Raw genomic sequence first — 25,694 nt, 5'->3', positions numbered from 1 at the left:
CGGGGTTGGCGGTGTGCTTATTCTCCGTGCAGTGGTGTGGCAATCCCGGCTGAAGAGTGTCGGGCGCTCAGCGGGGAAAGCTGAAAAGCGGGGTTTGGCAGCAGGATCGGCTGCTGGGCGCCTACAGGGGGTTACGCAAGCGCTTATAGAGTGTGGTCCGGCTCACCCCCAGTTGGCGGGCCAGTTCCGACACATTCCCCGCCGTCGCCTTCAACTGGTCCTGCAGGTCTTCACTGGCCGACGCTACCGGCAGCGCCTCATCCAGCTCGGCAAAAAAGCTGTCCGGCAAATGCTCCAGCGCCACCCGCTGTGTGCCGGCCAGCGCCAGTGCCACCTGCAACACACTGGCCATCTGTCGCACATTCCCTGGCCATGGGTGCCGCAGCAGCAGCTCCAGCACCTTGGCGCTCAACTCCAGCGGTTGCCCGGGCTCGCGATAGCGCTGGCACAACTGCTCGATCAGCGCCCGCCGGTCGCTACGCTCGCGCAGCGGCGGCAAGCTCAGGCTCAGCCCGGCAATCCGGTAATACAGATCCTGGCGAAACAGGCCGGCGCGCACCTGCGCTTGCAGGTCGTGATTGGTCGCCGAGACCAGGCGGATGTCCACCGCAACCGGCTCGCCGCTGCCCAGCGGCTGAATCGTGCGTTCCTGCAGAAAGCGCAGCAGCCGTGCCTGGGTCGGCAGTGGCATGTCGCCGATTTCGTCGAGAAACAGCACGCCCTGATCGGCCTTGCGGAGCAATCCCGGGTTGCCCTTGTGATGCGCCCCGGTGAACGCGCCTTTCTCGTAGCCAAACAGCTCCGACTCGACCAGTTCGGCCGGAATCGCCGCACAGTTCACCGCCACCAGCGCCCGCCCGGCGCGGCTGCTGGCCTGGTGCAGCGTGCTGACGAACACCTCCTTGCCCACCCCGGTTTCGCCTTGGATCAGCAGCGGGATGTTTTTCTCCAGCATCACTCCGGCCTGCTGCAAGGCCTTGGCCAGCCGTGGGTCGAGATCCGCCGGGCCGGCGCTGGGCGGACGCTGGAGCGGCGGCTTGAGCTCGCAATGGAAGCGGTTGCGCTCGGCCACATGCACGGCAAACGTTGCCCCGGGTGGGTGTGCCAGCAACTGCGCCAAGGGCAGTTGCACCAGTTGCTCGATCTGCCCGTGAAGCGGGCTCACGCCGAGCAGGCTGTCGGCGCGGCGATTGGCCGCGAGCACCCGGCCGCGCGTATCGAACAGCAGCAAGCCGGCCCACTGGCTGTCGAGGTTGTTCGGCCCGGTGTTGAAGCTCAGTTGCCAGCAGTGCCCGGCATAGCCCTCCAGAATCAGCCGGTTCTCCAGGCTCTGGCTCATCATCCGTACCAGCCCCAGCGTCTGCGAGGCGGGCAGGTAACTGTCGCTCGACACATCGAGCACGCCGATCAGTTGGCGGCCGGCGTCGTACAGTGGCGCGGCGGCGCCGGCCATAAAGCGGTTGCGCTTGAGGAAGTGCTCGTCATGGCCGACATGCACCGCCTGCTGGCAGGCCAGCGCGGTGCCGATGGCATTGGTGCCCACGCCCTGTTCCAGCCAGCGCGCCCCAGGCTCGAAACCACGGCTCTGGCGTGGGTCGATGAAGCGCTGGCTGCCCCAGCTGTCGAGCAGATGGCCGTCGGCATCGCTGAGCATGATCAGGTAGCTGGAGTTGCCCAGCAGGTGCGCGAACGACGGCAGCACCTCGTCGCGGGTGGTGCGCAGCAAGGCTTGCTGGCGCTCCAGCAACTGCTCGAGCTGACGGCTGTCGCATTCGCCGAAATCGGGTGTGGACTGGTGCCCCAGGCCATAGCTGCGGCAGCGTGCCCAGGAGGCCTGGATCAATTGGGCATGGGGGGTGACGGCTGTGGCCATGGGCCCGTCCTGTAGGAAGCTGTGTTGTTGTTTTTATGCGGCCTGTCATGGGCTGCCAGCGTTTCTCCAGTGTTGTTCAGTCCTGTTCGTTGTCAATGCACGGCTGTTCAGTTGTTCAGGCGAACCTGTTCATTTGTGTTCAGTGCTGAACCTGGGCGATTCCTGCGTGTCAGGAAAGCGTTGGCAACTCAAGCACTTGGCAAAAGGTGCCAGGGCTGGCACGGATCTGGCTCTGCTCGAACGCCTGTCGCATAACAACAAGAAGGTTGCGCCATGTCGCTTGTGCTCGAACATGTCAGCCGTACCGTCGACAATCAGCTGTATATCGCCGAAGCCAGCCTCAGCTTCGAGCCCGGCTCGTTCAATGTGCTGCTGGGCCGCACGCTATCGGGCAAGACCAGCCTGATGCGGCTGATGGCCGGCCTCGACCGCCCGGATCACGGCCGCGTGTTGATGAACGGCGAAGACGTCACTGGGCGCCCGGTGCGCCAGCGCAACATTTCCATGGTCTATCAGCAGTTCATCAATTACCCGACCCTCAGCGTGTTCGAGAACATCGCCTCGCCGCTGCGCCAGGCGCGGGTTGCCGAGGAAGAGGTGCGGCGGCGGGTCAGCGAGACGGCGCAGATGCTGCGCATCGAGCGCTTTCTCACGCGCTACCCGCTGGAACTGTCCGGTGGCCAGCAGCAGCGCACGGCCATGGCCCGCGCGTTGGTCAAGGATGCCGAGCTGATCCTGTTCGACGAGCCGCTGGTCAACCTCGACTACAAGTTGCGCGAAGAGCTGCGCCAGGAGATGCGCGAGCTGTTTGCCAGTCGCCATTGCATCGCCGTCTATGCTACCACCGAACCCAACGAAGCGCTGGCGCTGGGTGGCACCACCACCATTCTTCACGAAGGCCGGGTGGTCCAGAGTGGGCCGACTGCACAGGTGTACCACCAGCCACGCACGGTGCTGGCCGCCGAGCTGTTCTCCGAGCCGCCGATCAACCTGATGCCCGGGCGGATCGCCGGCAACGAGGTGAGCTTTGCCGGCGCCGTGCACTTTGCGATGAATGCCGACCTGCGCCGTATCGGCGATGGCGACTACCGCTTTGGCGTGCGCCCTAGCCATATTAGCCTGGTGCCCTCCAACGACGACGACCTGGAGCTGGCGGTGCAGGTGCAACTGGCGGAAATCAGCGGCTCGGAAACCTTCCTGCATGTGCGCAACGAACACTTCAGCCTGGTCCTGCACCTGCCTGGCGTGCATGAGTTCGGCGTGGATGCACCGATCCGCATCTATATCCCCACCCATAAACTGTTCGTCTTCGATCCGGCCGGGCACTTGATCCAGGCGCCGGGCGTGCGTGAAGCGAGGGTTGCCTGATGGCCGAGATCCGCCTGCAACACCTGGCGCACAGTTACAGTCGTACGCCGGCCGGAGCCGACGATTACGCCCTGCGCGAGCTCGATCATGTCTGGGAGCAGGGGGGCGCCTACGCGCTGCTCGGGCCGTCGGGCTGCGGCAAGTCGACCCTGCTCAATATCATCTCCGGGTTGCTCAGCCCGTCGCAGGGTCAGGTGCTGTTCGATGGCAAGGTAGTCAACGAGCTGTCGCCGCAGGCACGCAACATTGCCCAGGTGTTCCAGTTTCCGGTGGTCTACGACACCATGACGGTGTTCGACAACCTGGCCTTTCCGCTGCGCAACCAGGGCCTGGACGAAGCGCGGATCAAGGCCAAGGTCGAGGAGATCGCCGAGGTCCTCGACCTCGGCCCGCTGCTGCGCAAGAAGGCCCGTAACCTCAGTGCCGACGAGAAACAGAAGGTCTCCATGGGCCGTGGGCTGGTGCGCGACGACGTCTCGGCGATTCTCTTCGACGAGCCACTGACGGTGATCGACCCGCACCTGAAATGGAAGCTGCGGCGCAAGCTCAAGCAGATCCATGAGCAGTTCAACCTGACCATGATCTACGTCACCCACGATCAGCTGGAGGCCTCGACCTTCGCCGACAAGATCGCGGTGATGTATGGCGGGCAGATCGTCCAGTTCGGCACCCCGCGCGAGCTGTTCGAGCGGCCGCGGCACACCTTCGTCGGCTACTTCATCGGCAGCCCCGGGATGAACCTGATCCCGGTGCAGGCGCAGCCCGGCGGGGTCGGTTTTGCCAATACCCACTTGCCGCTGTCGGCAGCGTTGCAGGCACAGGTCGAGCACCTGGGTAAGGCGCGCTTGCAGGTGGGGGTCCGCCCGGAGTTCGTGCAGGTCTGGGAGGCACCGTTCGACGAGGGGTTCAGTGCGCAGGTGGTGGATGTCGAAGACCTCGGCACCTACAAGATCCTCACCCTGGTGCTAGATGGCGTCACCCTCAAGGTGCGCCTCGGCGAAGACCAGGCGGTACCGCAGGGGCAGGCCTGGATCAGCTTCCCCGCGCAGTGGCTGATGCTCTACGCCGACGACGTGCTAGTGGAGGTGGAGGTATGAACAAGGTCAAGAACAACAAGGCCTGGTGGCTGGTGTTGCCGGTGTTCCTGCTGGTGGCGTTCAGTGCCGTGGTGCCGATGATGACCGTGGTCAACTATTCGGTGCAGGACATCTTCGACCAGTCCAGCCGCTACTTCGTCGGCGCCGACTGGTACCGCCAGGTGCTGCAGGACCCGCGCTTGCACGATTCGCTGCTGCGCCAGTTCATCTATTCCGGTTGCGTGCTGCTGATCGAGATCCCGCTGGGTATCGCGATTGCCTTGACCATGCCGACCAAGGGCCGCTGGTCGTCGCTGTGCCTGATTGTCATGGCGATTCCGCTGCTGATTCCGTGGAACGTGGTCGGCACCATCTGGCAGATTTTCGGCCGTGCCGATATCGGCCTGCTCGGCGCCTCGCTGAACCAGCTGGGGATCAACTACAACTATGCCAGCAACACCATGGACGCCTGGGTCACGGTGCTGGTGATGGACGTCTGGCACTGGACCTCGCTGGTGGCCTTGCTCTGCTATTCAGGCTTGCGCGCGATTCCCGACGTCTACTACCAGGCGGCGCGTATCGACCGTGCTTCGGCCTGGGCGGTGTTCCGGCATATCCAGTTGCCGAAGATGAAGAGCGTGCTGCTGATTGCAGTGATGCTGCGCTTCATGGACAGCTTCATGATCTACACCGAGCCGTTCGTGCTCACTGGTGGCGGGCCGGGTAATGCCACCACCTTCCTCAGCCAGACCCTCACGCAAATGGCCGTCGGCCAGTTCGATCTGGGCCCGGCGGCGGCGTTCTCGCTGGTGTATTTCCTGATCATCCTGCTGGTGTCGTGGCTGTTCTACACCGCCATGACCCACGCCGACAAGGACTAGGAGGCCGCCCATGCCCTTGCGCAAAACCCTGCCGCTGCTGCTCTACATCCTGTTCCTGCTGGTGCCGATCTACTGGCTGCTGAACATGTCGTTCAAGAGCAATACCGAGATCCTCGGCGGCCTGACGCTCTGGCCACAGGCGTTCACCCTCGACAACTACCGGGTGATCTTCACCGACCCCAGCTGGTACAGCGGCTACATCAACTCGCTGTACTACGTGTGCCTGAACACGGTGATCTCACTGAGCGTGGCGTTGCCGGCGGCCTATGCCTTTTCGCGCTACCGCTTCCTGGGCGACAAGCACCTGTTCTTCTGGCTGCTGACCAATCGCATGGCACCGCCGGCGGTGTTCCTGCTGCCGTTCTTCCAGCTGTATTCGTCGCTTGGCTTGTTCGACACGCACATCGCCGTGGCCCTGGCCCACTGCCTGTTCAACGTGCCGCTGGCAGTGTGGATTCTGGAAGGTTTCATGTCCGGCGTGCCGAAGGAGATCGACGAAACTGCCTACATCGACGGCTACAGTTTTCCACGCTTCTTTGTGAAGATTTTTGTGCCGCTGATTGGTTCGGGGATCGGCGTCACGGCGTTCTTCTGTTTCATGTTCTCCTGGGTCGAGCTGTTGCTGGCGCGCACCCTGACCTCGGTGAACGCCAAGCCGATCGCCGCCGTGATGACCCGTACCGTCTCGGCCTCGGGCATCGACTGGGGGGTGCTGGCGGCGGCCGGGGTGCTGACGATCATTCCGGGCATGCTGGTGATCTGGTTTGTCCGCAACCATGTGGCCAAGGGCTTTGCCCTGGGTCGGGTCTGAGGAGCGCGTTATGGACTGGATGGCCTGGACCCTGCCCACCGCGCTGTTCTTCGCGGCCATCGGCGTACTGCTGATGGGCATGACCGTTCTGGAGTTGCGCCGCCCCTGTGTGGCGCGGCGCGGGTTTCTGCCGATGGCCACCACCCGTGGCGACCGGCTGTTTATCGGCCTGTTGGTCAGTGCCTACCTGCACCTGATGGTGATCGGGCTGACCGACTGGAACCTGTGGGTGGCCTCGCTGCTATCGCTGGCCTGGCTGTTGGTGGTGTTGCGCTGGGGTTAGCCGGCGGTGTGCGGCGCTCTGCAATCGTTCAATCGGGAGATGACTATGTTCGACAACAACAAGAACCGGCGACATGGCTTGACCCTGGCCGCCGTGCTGGTGCTCGGCACGCTCAGTGCCAATGCCTGGGCGGATGCCTACGAAGACGCGGCGAAGCAGTGGGTGGGCAGCGAGTTCAAGCCCTCGACACTGACGGCCGAGCAACAGATGGAAGAGATGAAGTGGTTCATCAAGGCTTCCGAACCGTTCCGCGGGATGAAGATCAACGTGGTCTCGGAAACCATTGCCACCCATGAGTACGAGTCCAAGGTGCTGGCCAAGGCGTTCAGCGAGATCACCGGGATCAAGCTGACCCACGACCTGCTGCAGGAAGGCGACGTGGTAGAAAAGCTGCAAACGCAGATGCAATCGGACAAGAACATCTATGACGGCTGGGTCAACGACTCCGACCTGATCGGCACGCATTTTCGCTATGGCAAGACCGAGTCGATCACCGACCTGATGGCCAACGAGGGCAAGAACTTCACCTCGCCGACCCTGGACCTGAAGGACTTCATCGGCATTTCCTTCACCACCGCGCCGGACGGCAAGATCTACCAGTTACCCGACCAGCAGTTCGCCAACCTGTACTGGTTCCGTGCCGACTGGTTCGAGCGGCCCGAGCTCAAGGCCAGGTTCAAGGAGAAGTACGGCTACGAGCTGGGGGTGCCGGTGAACTGGTCCGCCTATGAAGATATTGCCAAGTTCTTCAGCGAGGACGTCAAGGAGATCGACGGCAAGCGCGTCTACGGGCACATGGACTACGGCAAGAAAGACCCGTCGCTGGGCTGGCGCTTTACCGATGCCTGGTTCTCCATGGCTGGCGGCGGCGACAAGGGGCTGCCCAATGGCTTGCCGGTGGACGAGTGGGGGATTCGTGTCGAGGATTGTCACCCGGTCGGTTCCAGCGTGACCCGTGGCGGCGACACCAACGGCCCGGCGGCGGTCTATGCGACGCAGAAGTACGTCGACTGGATGCGCGCCTACGCGCCGCCGGAAGCTCAGGGCATGACCTTCTCCGAGTCCGGCCCGGTGCCGGCCCAGGGCAGCATTGCCCAGCAGATCTTCTGGTACACCGCGTTTACCGCCGACATGACCAAACCGGGGCTGCCGGTGGTGAATGCCGACGGCACGCCGAAATGGCGGATGGCGCCTTCGCCGAAGGGGCCGTATTGGGAGGAGGGGATGAAGCTGGGGTATCAGGACACCGGCTCGTGGACCTTCCTCAAGTCGACCCCGGAGAAACAGAAGCTGGCGGCGTGGCTGTATGCGCAGTTCGTCACGTCGAAGACGGTGTCGTTGAAGAAGACCATCGTCGGGCTGACGCCGATTCGCGAGTCGGATATCAATTCGCAGGCCATGACCGACCTGGCGCCGAAGCTGGGTGGGCTGGTGGAGTTTTATCGCAGCCCGGCGCGGGTGCAGTGGACGCCGACCGGCACCAACGTACCGGACTATCCGCGGTTGGCGCAGTTGTGGTGGACCCACATTGCCGAGGCCGCAAGTGGCGAGAAAACCCCGCAGCAGGCGCTGGATGGCCTGGCCAAGGACCAGGACGCGATCATGGCACGGCTGGAGCGCTCCAAGGCGCAGGCGACCTGTGCGCCGAAACTTAATCCGGAGCGTGATGCGCAGTACTGGTTCGACCAGCCGGGCGCGCCGAAGCCGAAACTGGCTAACGAGAAGCCGCAGGGCGAGACGGTGAGTTATGCCGAGCTGCTGAAATCGTGGGAGGCGGCGCGCAAGTAAACACCCGTGTGGGAGCCGGCCTTGCCGGCAATGCAGGCTCCCACAGGGGGGGGCACTGCTGATGACATTCAGTGGAGACATTTCCCACCAGCCAGGCATAAAAAAACGGCACCTTCACAGGTGCCGTTTTTCATCTCGCCCGCACCTTTTACTTGTGCAGCTCTTGCGCCGCATACAGGGTGTTTTCCAGCAGGCAGGCGCGGGTCATCGGGCCGACGCCGCCTGGCACTGGAGTGATCCAGCCGGCGCGTGGCAGGGCCGTCTCGTAGACCACGTCGCCAACCAGCTTGCCGTCGTCCTGGCGGTTGATGCCGACGTCGATGACGATGGCGCCTTCCTTGATCCACTCACCCTTGACCAGGCCCGGCTTGCCAGCAGCAACCACCACCAGGTCGGCGCGACCGACGTGGCCGGCCAGGTCCTTGGTGAAACGGTGGGTCACGGTCACGGTGCAGCCGGCCAGCAGCAGCTCCATGGCCATTGGCCGACCGACGATGTTCGATGCGCCGACCACGACCGCGTTCATCCCGTAGAGGTCCTGACCGGTGCTGTGCAGCAGGGTCATGATGCCTTTTGGCGTGCAGGGACGCAGCAGCGGGATACGCTGGGCCAGGCGGCCGACGTTGTATGGGTGGAAGCCGTCGACGTCCTTGTCCGGGCGAATCCGCTCGAGCAGCAGCGAGGCGTCCAGGTGGGCTGGCAGCGGGAGCTGCAGAAGGATGCCATCAATGCTCGCGTCATCATTGAGGCGATCGATCAGATCGGTCAGTGCCTGCTGCGAGGTTTCGCTCGGCAGGTCGAATGCCTCGGAAATGAAGCCGACCTCTTCGCAGTCCTTGCGCTTGTGCGAAACATAGACTTGAGAGGCAGGATCGGTGCCCACCAGGATCACAGCCAGGCCAGGAGTGCGCAGACCTTGCTGGCGGCGCTCTTCTACTTGCTGGCGGATCTGCTGGCGCAGGTTGGCGGCGATCGCCTTGCCGTCGATAAGTTGTGCAGTCATTACGCGTGATTAACCATCGAGAAGGGACATAAAGAAGCGCGCATTCTCGCACGACCTGAGGCGAGGGCAAAGGCGGGTGGTCGGGCAAATTCTCTAACCCCTTCAATAATTTAAATATTTTTCAGAAAAATGTTGACGATGCCCAGGCTCGGCTATAACATTCGCCGCACTTGTCGGGCAGTGCCTGGCACGGGTTGGCAAGGTCGGGCAGAATAAGCGGTTTTTTCGGCTTCCTCCGTTCGACTGAAAGCTTAAGCGCCCGTAGCTCAGCTGGATAGAGCATCCGCCTTCTAAGCGGATGGTCGCAGGTTCGAGTCCTGCCGGGTGCGCCATTAGGCAGCTTGGGCAAGCAAGTAGGTTGTACCGCACTATGGTGGGCGTAGCTCAGTTGGTAGAGCGCCGGATTGTGATTCCGGTTGTCGTGGGTTCGATTCCCATCGTCCACCCCATATTCTTCAGAGGCGCCTTGATTGCTTAATCTGGCGCCTTTGTTTTAAGTGCTTTATGCGGACGTGGTGAAATTGGTAGACACACTGGATTTAGGTTCCAGCGGCGCAAGCTGTAAGAGTTCGAGTCTCTTCGTCCGCACCATGCATTTTGTCAGTGGGTTGTAAGCGCAGTAACGCAGTACCGCATTATGGTGGGCGTAGCTCAGTTGGTAGAGCGCCGGATTGTGATTCCGGTTGTCGTGGGTTCGATTCCCATCGTCCACCCCATATTTTCGAAGGCGCCATGATTGTGTAATCTGGCGCCTTTGTTTTAAGCGTTTCCTGCGGACGTGGTGAAATTGGTAGACACACTGGATTTAGGTTCCAGCGGCGCAAGCTGTAAGAGTTCGAGTCTCTTCGTCCGCACCATCTCTGCTTTCATTGCGCTTCGCTGAAGCGCTGAAAGCCTCGACAAAAGCCGCCTTGTGCGGCTTTTTTCGTTTCTGTGCCGGCTACAGCGGAAAGATCCATGGCACCATGATCACGCTGACAATCATCACCAGCAGCGTGAACGGCACGCCGACCTTCACGAAATCGCCAAAACGATACTGTCCGGGCCCGAGTACCAGGGTGTTGACCGGTGAAGACACTGGCGTCATGAACGCGGCCGAGGCGGCCAGCGCCACGATCATGGCGAACGGGTAAGGCGAGGCGCCCAGTTGCTGGGCCGTGGTAATGGCTACCGGCGCCATCAAGACCGCCGTGGCCGTGTTGGAGACGAACAGCCCGATCACCGCGGTGATGGCAAACAGGCTGGCCAGAATCACGTAGGGCCCGGCATCGCCGAGTACCTGCACCAGGCCGTGCACCGCCAGGCCGATGCCCCCCGTTTTCTGCAAGGCGAGGGCGAACGGCAGCATGCCAACGATCAGGATCAGGCTTTGCCAGTGGATCGCCTTGTAGGCGCTGTCCATGTCGATGCAGCGGCCAGCGCCCATCAGCAGGCAGCCGATCAGCGCCGCGATCACGTTGGGCACGATGCCGCTGATCATCAGGCCGACCATTACCGCCAGGCTGATCAGGGCATAGGGCGCTTGATTCAGTGCCGGGGCGACGTTATCGACTTCGGCCGGTAGGCTGAGCACGAGGAAGTCTCGCGGTTGTGTCTGGAGCTGGCGAATGGCCTTCCAGGTGCCGATCACCAGCAAGGTGTCGCCCATTTTCAGCTTTTCTTCCACCAGTTGTTCGTCGATGGCCGTCTGGTCGCGGCGCAAACCCAGTACATTCAGTCCCCAGCGGCTGCGGAAGGTCAGTTCGAGGAGGCTCTTGCCGATCAGTTGCGATCCCGGCGGCAGGGAGATCTCGGCCATGCCGACTTCCCGCGACTGGTCGATGAAGTACTGCGCTTTGAAGTGCAGGGGTTCCAGGTGCATGGTCTGGCACAGGCTGCGCAGGTTGTCCTTGGCGGCGAACAGGTCGAGCAGCAGTACGTCGCCTTCGTGAATGGTGGTGCTGGCGTCCGGGCTGAGTACCCGGGTGCTGAACTTGTGCTGGCGCTCGATGCCGACCACGTTGGCGCCGTGCAGCGTGCGCAGCTTGAGTTCGCTGAGGCTGTGGTTGATCAGTGGCGACCCTCGGCGAACCCGCAGGCGTCGCTCGCGACCGGCCAGTTTGTAGTCGCGGATCAGGTCGAGCAAGGTGCGTCGGGTTTCCGTGCTGCCATCCTTGCGCACCTCGACGCTGAGCCAACTGCGGGTGGCGAGCATGTAAAGGACGCCGAGTGCCAGGATCACCAGGCCGAAGGGGGTAAAGCTGAAGAAGCTGAAGCCGGCGTCGCCATGCCGAACCAGCTCGCTGTGCACCACTACGTTGGGCGGCGTCGCCACCAGGCTGAGCATGCCGCTGATCAGGCCGGCGAAGCTCAGCGGCATCATCAGTCGGCTGGGTGAAACCTTCATGCGCGCGGCAATGCTCAGCACCACTGGGATAAAGATGGCGACCACCCCGGTGGAGCTCATCACCGAGCCGAGCCCGGCCACCGAGACCATCAGCAGCACCAGCAGGCGCGCTTCGCTATTGCCGGCGCGGGTCGACATCCATTCGCCGATCCGGTAGGCGATGCCGGTGCGTACCAGCCCGTCGCCGATCACGAACAGGGTGGCAATCAGCACCACGTTGGGGTCGCTGAAGCCGGCCAGGGCCTCCTGCACCGTGAGAATGCCGGACAAGGGCAGGGCGATGATGACCAATAGGGCGACCACGTCCATGCGCGGGCGGTTGACCACAAACAGGGTGACGGCGGTAAAAAGCAGGGCCAAAACCCAGAGCAACTCGTGGTTCATACGCAACTTCCATCAGATGAGGCGTTGAGTCTGTCAGAAAATTTCCTGTTTTATATTGATCGGCGTGCAGTGCTGCTCGTCTGCGGGGGGTGACAAGTGCTTAAAAGCTGATAAATTTCAGGCGGTTGATAGGGCGCAGAGCGCCAGTAGGTAGAAATTCATGATTGCTAAAGAATCCCGTCAGGCCGTCGCGCTGGAGCGTTTTGCCCAGGCTCATCCGCAAATGCTCGAAGAGATTGCCGGCCTGGACGCGCGTGAACAGGCGCAGCAGATCCAGTGGGCGTTCGAGGATGCTGCGCAGGAGCAGGGGCTGCAGCCCTGGGAGCTGACGCTGCAACTGATCGCCGAATCGCCGCAGGAGCTGCATGTGTTGCGCCTGGAGGTTCACCGCGAGGTGGCCGAAACGCTGGGCCTGAGCTGGCAGGAATACTGCGAGTTCAACGAAATCGACGAGTCTGCGCCGTAAGGCGCGAACGGTAGTGGAGTGTTGCTGTTGGCAGCCTGCTCGGGAAGTTGCCGCGTCCGTTGGTCAGGCCTGCAACGCCTTGAATTATGCGTGCTGCAGCCCTATTGAGCGGTTGTCCGGCAATTGTTCGAAATTCTAATGTGCCGGTGGCCTTTTCCTGTGAATTGAACGGGGTGACTTCTGGTGTTTGAGCCACTAGAATGCTTGCCCTTGATTCTGGAGTCGGGTATCGCCGGCTAACGTCTGTGCAACGAGGAATATCCATGCAAGTTTCTGTTGAAAATACTTCCGCTCTCGAGCGCCGCATGACCATCGCCGTTCCGGCTGAGCGCGTCGAGACCGAAGTCAACAAGCGTCTGCAGCAGACTGCCCGTCGCGCCAAGGTTCCAGGCTTCCGTCCTGGCAAAGTGCCGATGAGCGTGATCCGTCAGCGTTACGAAGACGCTGCCCGCCAGGAAGCCTTCGGTGACCTGGTTCAGGCTTCCTTCTATGAAGCTGTGGTTGAGCAGAAGCTGAACCCGGCTGGCGCGCCATCGGTCGAGCCTAAGTCGTTCGAAAAAGGTGGTGCTCTGGAGTTCGTCGCCACCTTCGAAGTGTTCCCTGAGTTCACCGTTGCCGGTTTCGAGTCGATCAACGTTGAGCGCCTGAGCGCCGACGTCGCTGATGCCGACCTGGACAACATGCTGGAAGTGCTGCGCAAGCAGAACGTTCGTTTCGAAGCCACTGACCGTGCCGCCCAGAACGAAGACCAGCTGAACATCGATTTCGTTGGCAAGATCGATGGCGAAGCATTCGCTGGCGGTTCCGCCCAGGGTACTCAGCTGGTACTGGGTTCCGGCCGCATGATCCCTGGCTTCGAAGAAGGCCTGGTGGGCGCCAAGGCTGGCGAAGAGCGCGTGCTGAACCTGTCCTTCCCTGAGGACTATCAGAACCTGGACCTGGCGGGTAAAACTGCTGAGTTCACCGTCAAGGTCAACAGCGTTTCCGAGCCTAAGCTGCCTGAGCTGAACGAAGCCTTCTTCGGCCAGTTCGGTATCAAGGAAGCGACCCTGGAAGGTTTCCGCACCGAAGTTCGCAAGAACATGGAGCGTGAACTGCGCCAGGCGATCAAAACCAAGGTGAAGAACCAGGTAATGGACGGCCTGCTGGCTGCCAACCCGATCGAAGTGCCGAAAGCCCTGCTGGAAAACGAAGTGAACCGCCTGCGCGTTCAAGCCGTTCAGCAGTTCGGTGGCAACATCAAGCCTGAGCAACTGCCGGCCGAGCTGTTCGAAGAGCAAGCCAAGCGCCGTGTTGTGCTGGGTCTGATCGTCGCTGAAGTGGTCAAGGCCAACGAGCTGAAGCCAGACGAAGCCCGCGTTCGCGAAATGATCCAGGAAATGGCCTCGGCTTACCAAGAGCCTGAGCAAGTCGTTGCCTGGTACTACAAGAACGACCAGCAACTGAACGAAGTGCGTTCGGTTGTGCTGGAAGAACAAGTTGTGGATACTGTTCTGCAGAAAGCGACTGTGACCGACAAATCGGTCTCGTACGAAGAAGCTGTCAAGCCAGTTCAGGCACCTGCCGCTGACTGATTTCCTTCTCTCGTAGGAAAACACCACAAGCCAGCCTTCGAGCTGGCTTGTGCGTATTCAAGACTATGACTATTTGGGAGCGAGTGCAGGACATGTCCCGCAATTCTTATTATCAGCAGAGCTCTGACATCCAAGCCGCTGGCGGCCTGGTCCCGATGGTTATCGAGCAATCTGCTCGTGGCGAACGCGCCTACGACATCTACTCGCGCCTGCTTAAGGAGCGTGTGATCTTCCTGATTGGCCCGGTAGAGGATTACATGGCCAACCTGGTAGCAGCGCAATTGCTGTTCCTTGAAGCGGAAAACCCGGACAAGGACATCCATCTCTACATCAACTCCCCAGGTGGCTCGGTCACTGCCGGTATGTCGATCTACGACACCATGCAGTTCATCAAGCCGGACGTGTCCACCATCTGCATCGGCCAGGCCTGCAGCATGGGCGCGTTCCTGCTCGCCGCTGGTGCGAAGGGCAAGCGTCACTGCCTTCCGAACTCGCGGGTGATGATTCACCAGCCGCTGGGCGGCTTCCAGGGGCAGGCCTCGGACATCGAGATCCATGCCAAGGAAATCCTGGATATCCGTTCGCGTCTGAACAAGCTGCTGGCCTACCACACCGGCAAGGATCTGGAGACCATCGAGCATGACACCAACCGCGACAACTTCATGAGCGCCCAGCGCGCGGCCGAGTACGGCCTGATCGACTCGGTTTACGACAAGCGTCAGATGACTGCTTGAGTGACGCAAAAGCAGAGGGCGGGGCGTTCCCGCCACCTGCGGACTTGAAAAAGCCCGCATTTGCCTTCATCTTGTGTTGCAAGCCTACCGGATTGGATCGATCGAATGACTGACACCCGTAACGGCGAGGACAACGGCAAATTGCTCTATTGCTCCTTCTGCGGCAAAAGCCAGCATGAAGTGCGCAAGTTGATTGCCGGCCCCTCGGTCTTTATCTGCGACGAGTGCGTCGACCTGTGCAATGACATCATCCGTGAGGAGGTGCAGGAAGCCCAGGCCGAAAGCAGCGCGCATAAATTGCCTTCGCCGAAAGAAATCAGCGCCATCCTGGACCAGTACGTCATTGGTCAGGAGCGTGCGAAAAAGGTCCTGGCCGTAGCGGTGTACAACCACTACAAGCGCCTGAACCAACGCGACAAGAAAAACGACGACGTCGAACTCGGCAAGAGTAATATCCTGCTGATCGGTCCGACGGGCTCGGGTAAAACCCTGCTTGCCGAAACCCTGGCGCGTCTGCTGAATGTACCGTTCACCATCGCCGATGCCACCACGCTGACCGAAGCAGGCTACGTCGGTGAAGACGTTGAGAACATCATTCAGAAACTGCTGCAAAAGTGCGACTACGACGTGGAAAAGGCCCAGATGGGCATTGTCTACATCGATGAAATCGACAAGATCTCGCGTAAGTCGGACAACCCGTCGATCACTCGCGATGTGTCCGGTGAAGGCGTACAGCAGGCACTGCTCAAGCTGATCGAAGGCACGGTTGCCTCGGTTCCGCCGCAAGGTGGCCGCAAGCATCCGCAGCAGGAGTTCCTGCAGGTCGATACGCGCAATATCCTGTTTATCTGCGGTGGTGCGTTCTCTGGCCTGGAAAAGGTCATTCAGAACCGTTCTACCCGCGGCGGCATCGGCTTCAGCGCCGAAGTTCGCAGCAAGCAGGAAGGCAAGAAGGTTGGCGAATCGCTGCGTGAAGTCGAACCGGACGATCTGGTCAAGTTCGGCCTGATCCCGGAATTCGTTGGTCGTCTGCCGGTTCTGGCTACCCTCGACGAGCTGGACGAAGCTGCTTTGATGCAGATTCTGACCGAGCCGAAGAACGCCTTGACCAAGCAGTACGGCAAGCTGTTCGAAATGGAAGGCGTGGACCTAGAGTTCCGCACCGACGCGCTGAAATCCGTGGCCCGCAAGGCCCTGGAGCGCAAAACCGGTGCGCGTGGCCTGCGTTCGATCCTCGAAGGCATCCTGCTCGACACCATGTACGAGATTCCTTCGCAGAAGGATGTCAGCAAGGTGGTAATCGACGAGAGCGTCATCGAAGGCACGTCGCAGCCGCTGTTGATTTACGAAAACAGCGAGCCACAAGCCAAGGCTGCACCTGACGCCTGAGTCGGGATGACGGTAAAAACGCAAGGGGCCTACGGGCCCCTTTGCTTTTCCTGTCGTAGCGCTTGTTTTTTTATGGGGCTGCCCCCACATTAACTCCACGCTCAAATTTCCATCGGTTTACGGCCATAAGGCCGCTGTAGAGGCGAAATCATGAAGACAACCCTCGACTTGCCTCTTTTGCCATTGCGCGACGTCGTCGTTTACCCGCACATGGTTATCCCGCTGTTCGTGGGACGTGAGAAGTCTATCGAAGCCCTTGAGGCCGCGATGACCGGCGAGAAGCAGATCCTCCTGCTGGCTCAAAAGAATCCCGCCGATGATGATCCAGGTGAAGATGCCCTGTATCGCGTAGGCACCATCGCTACCGTACTGCAACTGCTCAAGCTGCCCGATGGCACCGTCAAGGTGCTGGTCGAGGGTGAGCAGCGTGGTTCGGTCGAGCGCTTTGTCGAAGTTGACGGGCACATTCGTGCCGATGTCGTGCTGATCGAAGAAGCCGATACCGCTGACCGCGAATCCGAAGTGTTCGTGCGCAGCCTGCTGTCCCAATTCGAGCAATATGTGCAGCTGGGCAAAAAAGTCCCGGCTGAAGTCCTGTCGTCGCTGAACAGCATCGATGAGCCGGGCCGCCTGGTCGACACCATGGCTGCACACATGGCGCTGAAGATCGAACAGAAGCAGGAAATCCTCGAAATCCTCGACCTCAGTGCCCGTGTCGAACACGTGCTGGCGCTGCTGGATGCCGAAATCGACCTGTTGCAGGTCGAGAAGCGTATTCGTGGTCGGGTCAAGAAGCAGATGGAGCGCAGTCAGCGCGAGTACTACCTGAATGAGCAGATGAAGGCTATTCAGAAAGAGCTCGGCGACAGCGACGAAGGCCATAACGAAGTCGAAGAGCTGAAAAAGCGCCTCGATGCTGCCGGCCTGCCGAAAGACGCCTTCGCCAAGGCTACCGCCGAGCTGAACAAGCTCAAGCAGATGTCGCCGATGTCGGCCGAAGCCACCGTAGTGCGCTCCTACCTGGACTGGTTGGTTCAGGTGCCGTGGAAGGCGCAGAGCAAGGTGCGTCTGGACCTGGCCAAGGCCGAGGAAATCCTCGACGCCGATCATTACGGCCTGGAAGAGGTCAAGGAGCGCATCCTTGAGTACCTCGCCGTACAAAAGCGTGTGAAGAAAATTCGTGGCCCGGTACTCTGCCTGGTCGGTCCGCCTGGCGTGGGTAAAACCTCGCTGGCCGAGTCGATTGCCAGCGCCACCAACCGCAAGTTCGTGCGTATGGCCCTGGGTGGCGTGCGTGATGAAGCCGAGATTCGCGGTCACCGGCGTACCTATATCGGTTCTATGCCTGGTCGTCTGATTCAGAAAATGACCAAGGTGGGTGTACGCAACCCACTGTTCCTGCTCGATGAAATCGACAAGATGGGCAGCGACATGCGTGGCGACCCGGCATCGGCATTGCTGGAAGTGCTCGATCCCGAGCAGAACCACAACTTCAACGATCACTACCTGGAGGTCGATTACGACCTGTCGGACGTGATGTTCCTTTGCACCTCCAACTCGATGAATATCCCGCCAGCCCTGCTGGACCGGATGGAAGTGATCCGCCTGCCGGGTTACACCGAGGACGAGAAGATCAACATTGCGGTCAAGTACCTCTCGCCCAAGCAGATCAAGGCCAATGGCCTGAAGAAAGGCGAGCTGGAAATCGACACCTCGGCGATCCGCGACATCATCCGTTACTACACCCGCGAAGCCGGTGTGCGTAGCCTTGAGCGGCAAATTGCCAAGGTCTGCCGCAAGGTGGTCAAGGAGCATGCCGGGCTTAAGCAGCAGGCGCCGGTGAAGGTTGGCGGCGAACAGCTCGAACACTTCCTGGGCGTGCGTAAATTCCGCTACGGCCTGGCCGAGCAGCAAGACCAGATCGGTCAGGTCACCGGCCTGGCGTGGACCCAGGTGGGTGGCGAGCTGCTGACCATCGAAGCGGCAGTGATCCCTGGCAAAGGCCAGTTGATCAAGACCGGCTCGCTGGGCGATGTGATGGTCGAGTCGATCACTGCCGCGCAGACCGTAGTGCGTAGCCGTGCCCGCAGCCTCGGGATTCCGCTCGACTTCCACGAGAAGCGCGACACACACATCCACATGCCGGAAGGGGCGACGCCGAAGGATGGCCCAAGTGCCGGTATCGGCATGTGCACGGCGTTGGTTTCGGCGTTGACCCAGATCCCGGTGCGTGCCGATGTGGCGATGACCGGTGAGATTACCCTGCGTGGTCAGGTGCTGGCGATTGGCGGTTTGAAAGAGAAACTGCTGGCAGCACACCGTGGTGGGATCAAGACTGTGATCATTCCAGAAGAGAATGTGCGGGATCTGAAAGAAATTCCGGACAATATTAAGCAGGATCTGCAGATTAAACCTGTTAAATGGATTGACGAAGTCCTCCAAATTGCGCTGCAATACGCCCCGGAGCCCTTGCCAGATGTGGCTCCGGAGATTGTCGCCAAGGATGAAAAGCGCGACGGTGATTCCAAGGAAAGAATCAGCACGCATTAGTACGCATTTGGCTGGGGGGCTTCCTTGACAGTATTTTCAGGCCCTTGTTATAAAGCGGCATTAAGTGTCAATAGGCCACCCAGCGCCAGCTTCGCTTTTATTACATACTTAGAAACAAACTCAATAGAGATATAAGGGGACTTAGAGTGAACAAGTCGGAACTGATTGACGCTATCGCCGCTTCTGCTGATATCCCGAAAGCTGTTGCCGGCCGCGCGCTGGATGCAGTCATCGAATCCGTCACTGGCGCCCTGAAGGCCGGTGACTCCGTGGTACTGGTTGGCTTCGGCACTTTCTCCGTTACCGATCGTCCAGCTCGCACCGGCCGCAACCCGCAAACCGGCAAGACCCTGGAAATCCCTGCTGCCAAGAAGCCAGGCTTCAAGGCTGGCAAGGCACTGAAAGAAGCCGTCAACTAAGTCGTCTCTTTCGGGCTTCGGCCTTACGAGCCAGGTTTACCGGCTCGACAGCGTAGTGCAGGGGCTTCGCAAACGATGCCGTCTGCCACGCACGTTACGAGAAGGCGCATCCTCGGATGCGCCTTTCTTCTATCAGGACTCTACCCACGCTCCGCGGTTGTTGCATTTGTGCAGCCGTTTCTGGGGGAAGCATGCTTCAAAATATCCGGGACAATTCACAAGGTTGGATTGCCAAGACCATCATCGGTGTCATCGTCGCGCTGATGGCGCTGACAGGCTTCGACGCTATCTTTCAGGCTACTACCCATCGCCAGGATGCCGCCAAGGTCAATGGCGACACCATCAGCCAGAACGAGCTGAGCCAGGCAGTCGACATGCAACGTCGGCAGCTGATGCAGCAACTGGGCAAGGATTTCGACCCTGCGCTGCTTGACGAAAAAATGCTGCGCGAAGCCGCACTCAAGGGGCTGATCGACCGCAAACTGCTGTTGCAGGGTGCGCAAGATGCCAAGTTCTCCTTCTCCGAAGCGGCCCTCGACCAGGTGATCCTGCAGACGCCTGAATTCCAGGTAGACGGCAAGTTCAGCCCTGAGCGCTTCGACCAGGTGATCCGTCAGTTGGGTTACGGTCGTCTGCAGTTCCGTGACATGCTCGCCGAGGAAATGCTCATCGGCCAACTGCGTGCGGGCCTGGCCGGCAGTGGTTTTGTTACCGACTCGCAGGTTGAGGCCTTCGCCCGCCTGGAGAAGCAGACCCGCGATTTTGCCTCGCTGACCTTCAAGGCCGATCCGGCCGCGGTCAAGGTCACCGACGAAGAGGTCAAGGCGCATTACGACGCGCACGCCAAGGAATTCATGAGCCCGGATCAGGTGGTCATCGACTACCTCGAGCTGAAGAAGTCGGCGTTCTTCGATCAGGTCAAGGTCAGCGACGAGGAGCTGCAGGCCCTGTACCAGAAAGAAATCGCCAACCTGGCCGAGCAGCGTCATGCAGCGCACATCCTCATCGAGGTCAACGACAAGCAGGACGACGCGCAGGCCAAGGCCCGCATCGACGAGATCCAGCAGCGTCTGGCCAAGGGTGAAGACTTCGCCGCACTGGCCAAGGCGTTCTCCCAGGACCCAGGTTCGGCCAACAACGGCGGTGACCTCGGCTTTGCCGGACAGGGCGTCTACGATCCGACCTTCGAAGAGGCGCTGTACGCGCTGAACAAGGGCCAGGTTTCCGCGCCGGTACGTACCGACTACGGCTATCACCTGATCAAGTTGCTGGACGTGCAGGCGCCTGAAGTGCCGAGCTTCGCCAGCCTGAAAGACAAGCTGACCCGTGAGTTGAAAACCCAGCAGGTCGAGCAGCGTTTCGTCGAAGCGACCAAGCAACTGGAAGATTCCTCATTCGAAGCGTCCGACCTGGCCCAGCCGGCCCAGGAACTGGGTCTGAAGGTGCACACCTCTGAACCGTTCGGTCGTGAAGGTGGCGACGGTGTAGCGGCCAACCGTGCCGTGGTGCAGGCCGCCTTCAGCACCGAAGTGCTGGAAGAGGGCTCCAACAGCACCGCGATCGAGCTGGATCCGGAAACTGTCGTGGTCATCCGCGCCAAGGAGCACCGCAAGCCGGAGCAACTGGGTCTGGACGTGGTCGCCGACAGCATCCGTAAGCACCTGGCCAAGGAACAAGCCACGGCGACGGCTAAAGCCAAGGGCGAAGCGCTGATTGCCGGCCTGCGCGATGGCAAGATTGCCCTGGCGGCAAGCCAGGAAGGTCAGAGCTGGCATGTCCAGGAAGCGGTCACCCGCAATCAGGAAGGTATCGATCCGGCGGCCCTGCAGGCGTTGTTCCGCATGAGTAAGCCTGAGGCCAAGGACAAGCCGACCTACGGCAGTGTGACCCTGGCCGACGGTAGCGTTGTTGTTCTGCGCCTGAACGGCGTCAACGAAGGCGCTGCGGCCAGCGACGAAGAGAAGGCGGCCTACCGTCGCTTCCTCGCTTCGCGTGCTGGCCAGCAGGACTTCGCGGCGTACCGCAAGCAGTTGGAAGCGAAGGCGGATATCACTCGTTACTGAGGGGTGTCGCTTTGAACAGAAAAGGCCGCTGATGCGGCCTTTTTTGTTTGTTCTGTGCGAGCCTGCTGGGTCCTGCAGGCAAAGAAAAAGGCCGCATCAGCGGCCTTTTTCCCATCACCGGACCACTTACTCGGTCAGGTCGCCCATGGCGGTAGTGTTGAAGCCACCGTCCACGTACATGATTTCACCGCTCACGCCCGAGGCCAGGTCGGAGCAGAGGAAGGCGCCAGCGTTGCCGACTTCGTCGATGGTGACGTTGCGACGCAGCGGGGTTTGCGCTTCGTTGGCGTCGAGCATCTTGCGGAAGTTCTTGATGCCGGAAGCTGCCAGGGTGCGGATCGGGCCAGCGGAAACAGCGTTCACGCGGGTGCCTTCAGGGCCCAGGCTGCGAGCCAGGTAGCGTACGCCGGCTTCCAGGCTGGCCTTGGCCATGCCCATCACGTTGTAGTTCGGCATGGTGCGCTCGGCACCCAGGTACGACAGGGTCAGCAGGCTGCCATTGCGGCCTTTCATCATGCCGCGACCGGCCTTGGCCAGGGCCACGAAGCTGTAGGCGCTGATGTCGTGGGCGATCTTGAAACCTTCACGGGTGGTAGCGTCGGTGAAGTCACCGTCCAGTTGGTCACCCGGGGCGAAGCCTACAGAGTGCACGATGCAATCCAGGCCGTCCCACTTCTTGCTCAGTTCTTCGAAGACCTTGGCGATTTCTTCGTCGCTGGCGACGTCACAAGGGAAGCACAGCTCAGGGCTGGAGCCCCAGCCAGCGGCGAAGTCTTCGACGCGGCCCTTGAGCTTTTCGTTCTGGTAGGTGAAGGCAAGTTCTGCACCCTCGCGATGCATGGCGGCAGCGATACCGGATGCGATGGACAGTTTGCTTGCGACACCGACGATCAGTACGCGCTTACCGGCGAGAAAACCCATGTGTTGTTCCTCTTCAGGTTAATCGACAGCTGTGGGGGCCAAAAATGCGGCTTCCAGCAGCTGCTGTGTATAGGGATGTTGCGGGGCGGTGAAAATACCCGCCGCCGGACCTTGTTCAACCACCTGGCCATGCTTGACCACCATCAGTTGGTGGCTTAGCGCCTTGACCACCGCCAGATCGTGGCTGATGAACAAGTAAGTCAGGTTGTACTTGGTCTGCAGCGTACGCAGCAGTTCCACCACCTGGCGCTGAACGGTCCGGTCGAGCGCCGAAGTGGGCTCGTCCAGCAGTATCAGCGCCGGTTTCAATACCAGTGCCCGGGCAATGGCGATACGTTGTCGCTGGCCTCCGGAGAACTCATGAGGGTAGCGGTGCCGGGTCTGCGGATCCAGTCCTACTTCCTTGAGTGCCTCCATGATCGCCTGTTCCTGCTCCGCCTCCGTGCCAATCCGATGAATGCGCAACCCTTCGCCGACGATGTCGCTCACGCACATGCGCGGGCTCAGGCTGCCAAACGGGTCCTGAAACACCACCTGCATCTGCCGTCGCAGCGGGCGAACCTGCTGCTGCGATAGCGACTCCAGCGGCTTGCCCTGGAAACGAATCGCACCCTGGCTGCCAATCAGCCGCAGAATCGCCAGGCCCAGGGTGGACTTGCCGGAACCACTTTCGCCGACGATGCCCAGGGTCTGGCCCTGGGGCAGGCTGAAGTTGATGCCGTCCACAGCCTTGACGTGATCGACCGTACGCCGCAGCAGGCCTTTCTTGATCGGGAACCAGACGCGCAGGTCCTCGACTTCAAGCAGCGGCGGCCCCACCGGGTTATGGGCGGGCTTGCCGCTGGGTTCGGCGCCGAGCAGCATTTGCGTATACGGATGCTGTGGAGCGCGGAACAATTCCTCGCACGACGCCTGTTCGACGATGCAACCGCGCTGCATGACACATACACGGTGGGCAATTCTTTTCACCAGGTTCAAATCGTGACTGATCAGTAGCAACGCCATGCCCAGGCGGGCCTGTAATTGCTTGAGCAATTCGAGGATTTTCAGCTGTACGGTCACGTCCAGCGCGGTGGTCGGCTCGTCGGCAATCAACAGCTCGGGCTCGTTGGCCAGGGCCATGGCGATCATTACCCGCTGCCGCTGGCCGCCGGACAGCTCGTGGGGCAGGGCCTTGAGGCGTTTGACCGGGTCAGGGATGCCGACCAGTTCCAGCAGCTCCAGGGTGCGTGCGGTGGCCGCCTTGCCGCGCAGGCCCTTGTGCAGCATGAGGATCTCGTTGATCTGCTTTTCGATGCTGTGCAGCGGGTTTAGCGAGGTCATCGGCTCCTGGAAGATCATCGCGATGCGGTTGCCACGAATGTGGCGCATCTGTTTCTCGTCCAGGTTCAGCAGGTCCTTGCCGTCGTAGCGGATGCTCCCCGACGGGTGCCGGGCCAGCGGATAGGGCAGCAGGCGCAGGATCGAGTGGGCGGTCACCGACTTGCCGGAACCGCTCTCGCCAACCAGGGCCAGGGTTTCGCCACGGCGGATGTCGAAACTGATGCCTTCGACCACCCGCTGTTGTTGATCGCCGGTGACGAATTCGACGGACAGGTCGCGTACTTCGATCAAGGTGTCCTGACTCATGTTATTTCCTCGGGTCGAAGGCATCGCGGGCGGACTCGCCGATGAACACCAGCAGGCTCAGCATCACCGCCAGTACGGCGAAGGCGCTGATGCCCAGCCAGGGCGCCTGCAGGTTGGACTTGCCCTGGGCCACCAGTTCGCCCAGCGACGGCGCGCCGGGCGGCAGGCCAAAGCCGAGGAAGTCCAGCGCGGTCAGGGTGCCGATGGCGCCGGTGAGAATGAACGGCATGAAGGTCATGGTCGAGACCATGGCGTTGGGCAGGATGTGACGGAACATGATCGCGCCGTTCTGCATGCCCAACGCGCGCGCGGCACGCACGTATTCGAGGTTGCGCCCACGAAGGAACTCGGCGCGCACCACGTCGACCAGGCTCATCCAGGAGAACAGCAGCATGATCCCCAGCAGCCACCAGAAGTTCGGCTGGACGAAGCTGGCAAGGATAATCAGCAGGTAGAGTACCGGCAGCCCCGACCAGATCTCCAGGAAGCGTTGGCCGAGCAGGTCGACCCAGCCGCCATAGAAGCCCTGCAGAGCGCCGGCGACCACGCCGATGATCGAGCTGAGGATGGTCAGGGTGAGGGCGAACAGGACTGACACGCGGAAGCCGTAGATCACCCGTGCGAGCACGTCGCGGCCCTGGTCGTCGGTGCCCAGCCAGTTTTGTGCCGAGGGTGGCGCGGGTGCCGGCACCTTCAGGTCGTAGTTGATGCTCTGGTAACTGAACGGGATCGGTGCCCAGAGTACCCAGCCATCCTTCTGCGCCAGCAGTTCGCGGATATATGGGCTCTTGTAGTTGGCTTCCAGCGGGAACTCGCCACCGAACGTGGTCTCCGGGTAGCGCTTGAGTACCGGGAAGTACCATTCGCCGTCGTAGCGCACGGCCAGCGGCTTGTCGTTGGCGATCAGCTCGGCACCCAGGCTCAGGCCGAACAGGATCAGGAACAGCCACAGCGACCACCAGCCGCGGCGGTTGGCCTTGAAGCGTTCGAAACGGCGTCGATTGAGCGGAGAGAGGGCCATGTCATTGCTCCCGGCTTTCGAAGTCGATCCGTGGATCGACCAGGGTGTAGGTCAGGTCGCCGATCAGCTTCACCACCAGCCCGAGCAGGGTAAAGATGAACAGGGTGCCGAAGACCACCGGGTAGTCGCGGTTGATCGCGGCTTCGAAGCTCATCAGGCCGAGGCCGTCGAGCGAGAAAATCACCTCCACCAGCAGCGAGCCGGTGAAGAAGATGCCGATGAACGCCGACGGGAAACCGGCGATCACCAGGAGCATGGCGTTGCGGAACACATGGCCGTAGAGCACGCGATTGCGGCTCAGGCCCTTGGCCTTGGCGGTGATCACGTACTGTTTGTTGATCTCGTCGAGGAAGCTGTTCTTGGTCAGCAGGGTCATGGTCGCGAAGTTGCCGATGACCAGTGCCGTGACCGGCAGTGCCAGGTGCCAGAAGTAATCGAGGATCTTGCCGGCGGTGCTCAGCTCGTCGAAGTTGTTCGAGGTCAGGCCACGCAGTGGGAACCAGTCGAGGTAGCTGCCGCCGGCGAACACCACGATCAGCAGGATGGCGAACAGGAACGCCGGAATCGCATAGCCAACGATGATCGCCGAGCTGGTCCAGACGTCGAAAGGGCTGCCGTGGCGGGTGGCCTTGGCGATCCCCAGCGGGATCGATACCAGGTACATGATCAGCGTGCTCCACAAGCCCAGGGAGATCGATACCGGCATCTTCTCGATGATCAGGTCGATGACCTTGGCGTCGCGGAAGAAGCTGTCGCCGAAGTCGAGGCTGGCGTAGTTCTTGATCATGATCCACAAGCGTTCCGGCGCCGACTTGTCGAAGCCGTACATCTGCTCGATTTCCTTGATCAGGGCCGGGTCCAGGCCTTGTGCACCACGGTAGTTGGAGCCGGCCACCGAGACCTCGGCGCCGCCGCCGGCGATGCGGCTGGTGGCGCCGTCGAAGCCTTCGAGCTTGGCGATCATCTGTTCTACCGGGCCACCGGGGGCGGCCTGGATGATCACGAAGTTGATGATCAGGATGCCGAACAGGGTCGGGATAATCAGCAGCAGGCGCCGCAGGATATAAGCCAGCAT

The 25,694-nt window shown here is 61.0% G+C and carries 20 protein-coding genes and 5 tRNA genes; 18 read left to right on the top strand and 7 right to left on the bottom strand.

All coding sequences use genetic code 11. From position 1 onward, the window contains the following. Window positions 1–121: 121 nt before the first annotated feature. A complete protein-coding gene (locus DCO48_RS02025; RefSeq protein WP_116548951.1) occupies window positions 122–1,873 on the bottom strand; it encodes a sigma-54-dependent Fis family transcriptional regulator in 1,752 nt (583 codons plus the stop codon). Between the two features lie 273 nt (window positions 1,874–2,146). On the opposite strand from DCO48_RS02025, the gene DCO48_RS02020 reads away from it, so the two are divergent. Genes DCO48_RS02020 through DCO48_RS01995 form a run of 6 tightly spaced genes read left to right on the top strand, consistent with a single transcriptional unit; the run spans window position 2,147 to window position 8,080 of the window. Beyond that, window positions 2,147–3,241, top strand: coding sequence for an ABC transporter ATP-binding protein (locus DCO48_RS02020; protein WP_116548950.1), 1,095 nt, complete (start codon window positions 2,147–2,149; stop codon window positions 3,239–3,241). After that, a complete protein-coding gene (locus DCO48_RS02015; RefSeq protein ID WP_116548949.1) occupies window positions 3,241–4,338 on the top strand; it encodes an ABC transporter ATP-binding protein in 1,098 nt (365 codons plus the stop codon). The genes DCO48_RS02020 and DCO48_RS02015 overlap by 1 nt, the downstream gene beginning before the upstream one ends. Next, window positions 4,335–5,198, top strand: a complete 864-nt coding sequence (locus DCO48_RS02010) for a carbohydrate ABC transporter permease (RefSeq protein WP_116548948.1) — start codon at window positions 4,335–4,337, stop codon at window positions 5,196–5,198. Before DCO48_RS02015 ends, DCO48_RS02010 begins: the two co-directional genes overlap by 4 nt. 10 nt (window positions 5,199–5,208) lie before the next feature. Further along, on the top strand, window positions 5,209–6,009 hold the full coding sequence (locus tag DCO48_RS02005) for a carbohydrate ABC transporter permease (protein ID WP_116548947.1): 801 nt from the start codon (window positions 5,209–5,211) through the stop codon (window positions 6,007–6,009). 10 nt (window positions 6,010–6,019) lie between these two features. Further along, the gene (locus DCO48_RS02000) at window positions 6,020–6,292 is read left to right on the top strand and encodes a DUF2160 domain-containing protein (RefSeq protein ID WP_116548946.1); all 273 of its coding nucleotides are present in this window, start codon (window positions 6,020–6,022) and stop codon (window positions 6,290–6,292) included. A 45-nt stretch (window positions 6,293–6,337) separates the two neighbouring features. After that, window positions 6,338–8,080: an ABC transporter substrate-binding protein gene (locus DCO48_RS01995; RefSeq protein WP_116548945.1), complete on the top strand. Its 1,743-nt coding sequence runs from the start codon at window positions 6,338–6,340 to the stop codon at window positions 8,078–8,080. A gap of 148 nt (window positions 8,081–8,228) precedes the next feature. Here the strand turns inward: DCO48_RS01995 and folD are convergent, their stop codons facing one another. Further along, entirely contained in the window at window positions 8,229–9,083 is an 855-nt protein-coding gene (folD, locus tag DCO48_RS01990) for a bifunctional methylenetetrahydrofolate dehydrogenase/methenyltetrahydrofolate cyclohydrolase FolD (protein ID WP_116548944.1), read from the bottom strand. Between the two features lie 255 nt (window positions 9,084–9,338). Here folD and DCO48_RS01985 point away from each other — a divergent pair. From DCO48_RS01985 to DCO48_RS01965, 5 genes are all read left to right on the top strand, one after another. After that, window positions 9,339–9,415 (top strand) — tRNA-Arg (locus DCO48_RS01985). A gap of 41 nt (window positions 9,416–9,456) precedes the next feature. After that, a tRNA-His gene (locus DCO48_RS01980) sits at window positions 9,457–9,532 on the top strand. A 57-nt stretch (window positions 9,533–9,589) separates the two neighbouring features. Further along, window positions 9,590–9,674: transfer RNA gene (locus DCO48_RS01975), tRNA-Leu, on the top strand. A 49-nt stretch (window positions 9,675–9,723) separates the two neighbouring features. Further along, window positions 9,724–9,799: transfer RNA gene (locus DCO48_RS01970), tRNA-His, on the top strand. Between the two features lie 56 nt (window positions 9,800–9,855). Continuing rightward, a tRNA-Leu gene (locus DCO48_RS01965) sits at window positions 9,856–9,940 on the top strand. Window positions 9,941–10,023: 83 nt separating this feature from the next. Here DCO48_RS01965 and DCO48_RS01960 read toward each other — a convergent pair. Further along, window positions 10,024–11,853: an SLC13 family permease gene (locus tag DCO48_RS01960; protein WP_116548943.1), complete on the bottom strand. Its 1,830-nt coding sequence runs from the start codon at window positions 11,851–11,853 to the stop codon at window positions 10,024–10,026. Window positions 11,854–12,013: 160 nt separating this feature from the next. Here DCO48_RS01960 and DCO48_RS01955 point away from each other — a divergent pair, with 160 nt between their 5' ends. The 7 genes from DCO48_RS01955 (at window position 12,014) to DCO48_RS01925 (ending at window position 21,048) form a co-directional block, all read left to right on the top strand. Then, complete coding sequence (locus DCO48_RS01955) at window positions 12,014–12,319, top strand: DUF6388 family protein (protein WP_116548942.1); 306 nt, start codon at window positions 12,014–12,016, stop codon at window positions 12,317–12,319. Window positions 12,320–12,582: 263 nt separating this feature from the next. Continuing rightward, window positions 12,583–13,893, top strand: a complete 1,311-nt coding sequence (tig, locus tag DCO48_RS01950) for a trigger factor (RefSeq protein ID WP_116548941.1) — start codon at window positions 12,583–12,585, stop codon at window positions 13,891–13,893. 92 nt (window positions 13,894–13,985) lie between these two features. After that, entirely contained in the window at window positions 13,986–14,627 is a 642-nt protein-coding gene (gene clpP / locus DCO48_RS01945) for an ATP-dependent Clp endopeptidase proteolytic subunit ClpP (protein WP_116548940.1), read from the top strand. A gap of 105 nt (window positions 14,628–14,732) precedes the next feature. Further along, window positions 14,733–16,016, top strand: a complete 1,284-nt coding sequence (gene clpX / locus DCO48_RS01940; protein WP_116548939.1) for an ATP-dependent Clp protease ATP-binding subunit ClpX — start codon at window positions 14,733–14,735, stop codon at window positions 16,014–16,016. Between the two features lie 150 nt (window positions 16,017–16,166). Further along, the gene (lon, locus tag DCO48_RS01935) at window positions 16,167–18,566 is read left to right on the top strand and encodes an endopeptidase La (RefSeq protein WP_116548938.1); all 2,400 of its coding nucleotides are present in this window, start codon (window positions 16,167–16,169) and stop codon (window positions 18,564–18,566) included. Window positions 18,567–18,712: 146 nt separating this feature from the next. Continuing rightward, window positions 18,713–18,985 (top strand): HU family DNA-binding protein, encoded by a 273-nt coding sequence (locus tag DCO48_RS01930; protein WP_038613039.1) that lies wholly within the window; start codon window positions 18,713–18,715, stop codon window positions 18,983–18,985. A 191-nt stretch (window positions 18,986–19,176) separates the two neighbouring features. Beyond that, the gene (locus DCO48_RS01925) at window positions 19,177–21,048 is read left to right on the top strand and encodes a SurA N-terminal domain-containing protein (RefSeq protein ID WP_116548937.1); all 1,872 of its coding nucleotides are present in this window, start codon (window positions 19,177–19,179) and stop codon (window positions 21,046–21,048) included. A 126-nt stretch (window positions 21,049–21,174) separates the two neighbouring features. Here the strand turns inward: DCO48_RS01925 and fabI are convergent, their stop codons facing one another. The 4 genes from fabI to DCO48_RS01905 are packed head-to-tail and all read right to left on the bottom strand — an operon-like array spanning window position 21,175 to window position 25,694. Continuing rightward, window positions 21,175–21,969 carry an enoyl-ACP reductase FabI gene (gene fabI, locus DCO48_RS01920; protein ID WP_116548936.1) on the bottom strand — a complete coding sequence of 265 codons (795 nt, stop codon included), beginning with the start codon at window positions 21,967–21,969 and terminating at the stop codon, window positions 21,175–21,177. Window positions 21,970–21,987: 18 nt separating this feature from the next. Then, window positions 21,988–23,598, bottom strand: a complete 1,611-nt coding sequence (locus tag DCO48_RS01915) for an ABC transporter ATP-binding protein (protein ID WP_116548935.1) — start codon at window positions 23,596–23,598, stop codon at window positions 21,988–21,990. A gap of 1 nt (window position 23,599) precedes the next feature. Beyond that, window positions 23,600–24,619, bottom strand: a complete 1,020-nt coding sequence (locus DCO48_RS01910) for an ABC transporter permease (RefSeq protein WP_116548934.1) — start codon at window positions 24,617–24,619, stop codon at window positions 23,600–23,602. Between the two features lies 1 nt (window position 24,620). After that, window positions 24,621–25,694 (bottom strand): microcin C ABC transporter permease YejB, encoded by a 1,074-nt coding sequence (locus DCO48_RS01905; protein WP_116548933.1) that lies wholly within the window; start codon window positions 25,692–25,694, stop codon window positions 24,621–24,623.

This window comes from Pseudomonas sp. SDI, assembly GCF_003105155.1.
GTDB lineage: Bacteria > Pseudomonadota > Gammaproteobacteria > Pseudomonadales > Pseudomonadaceae > Aquipseudomonas.
This window is presented reverse-complemented; position numbering and strand designations above follow the sequence as displayed.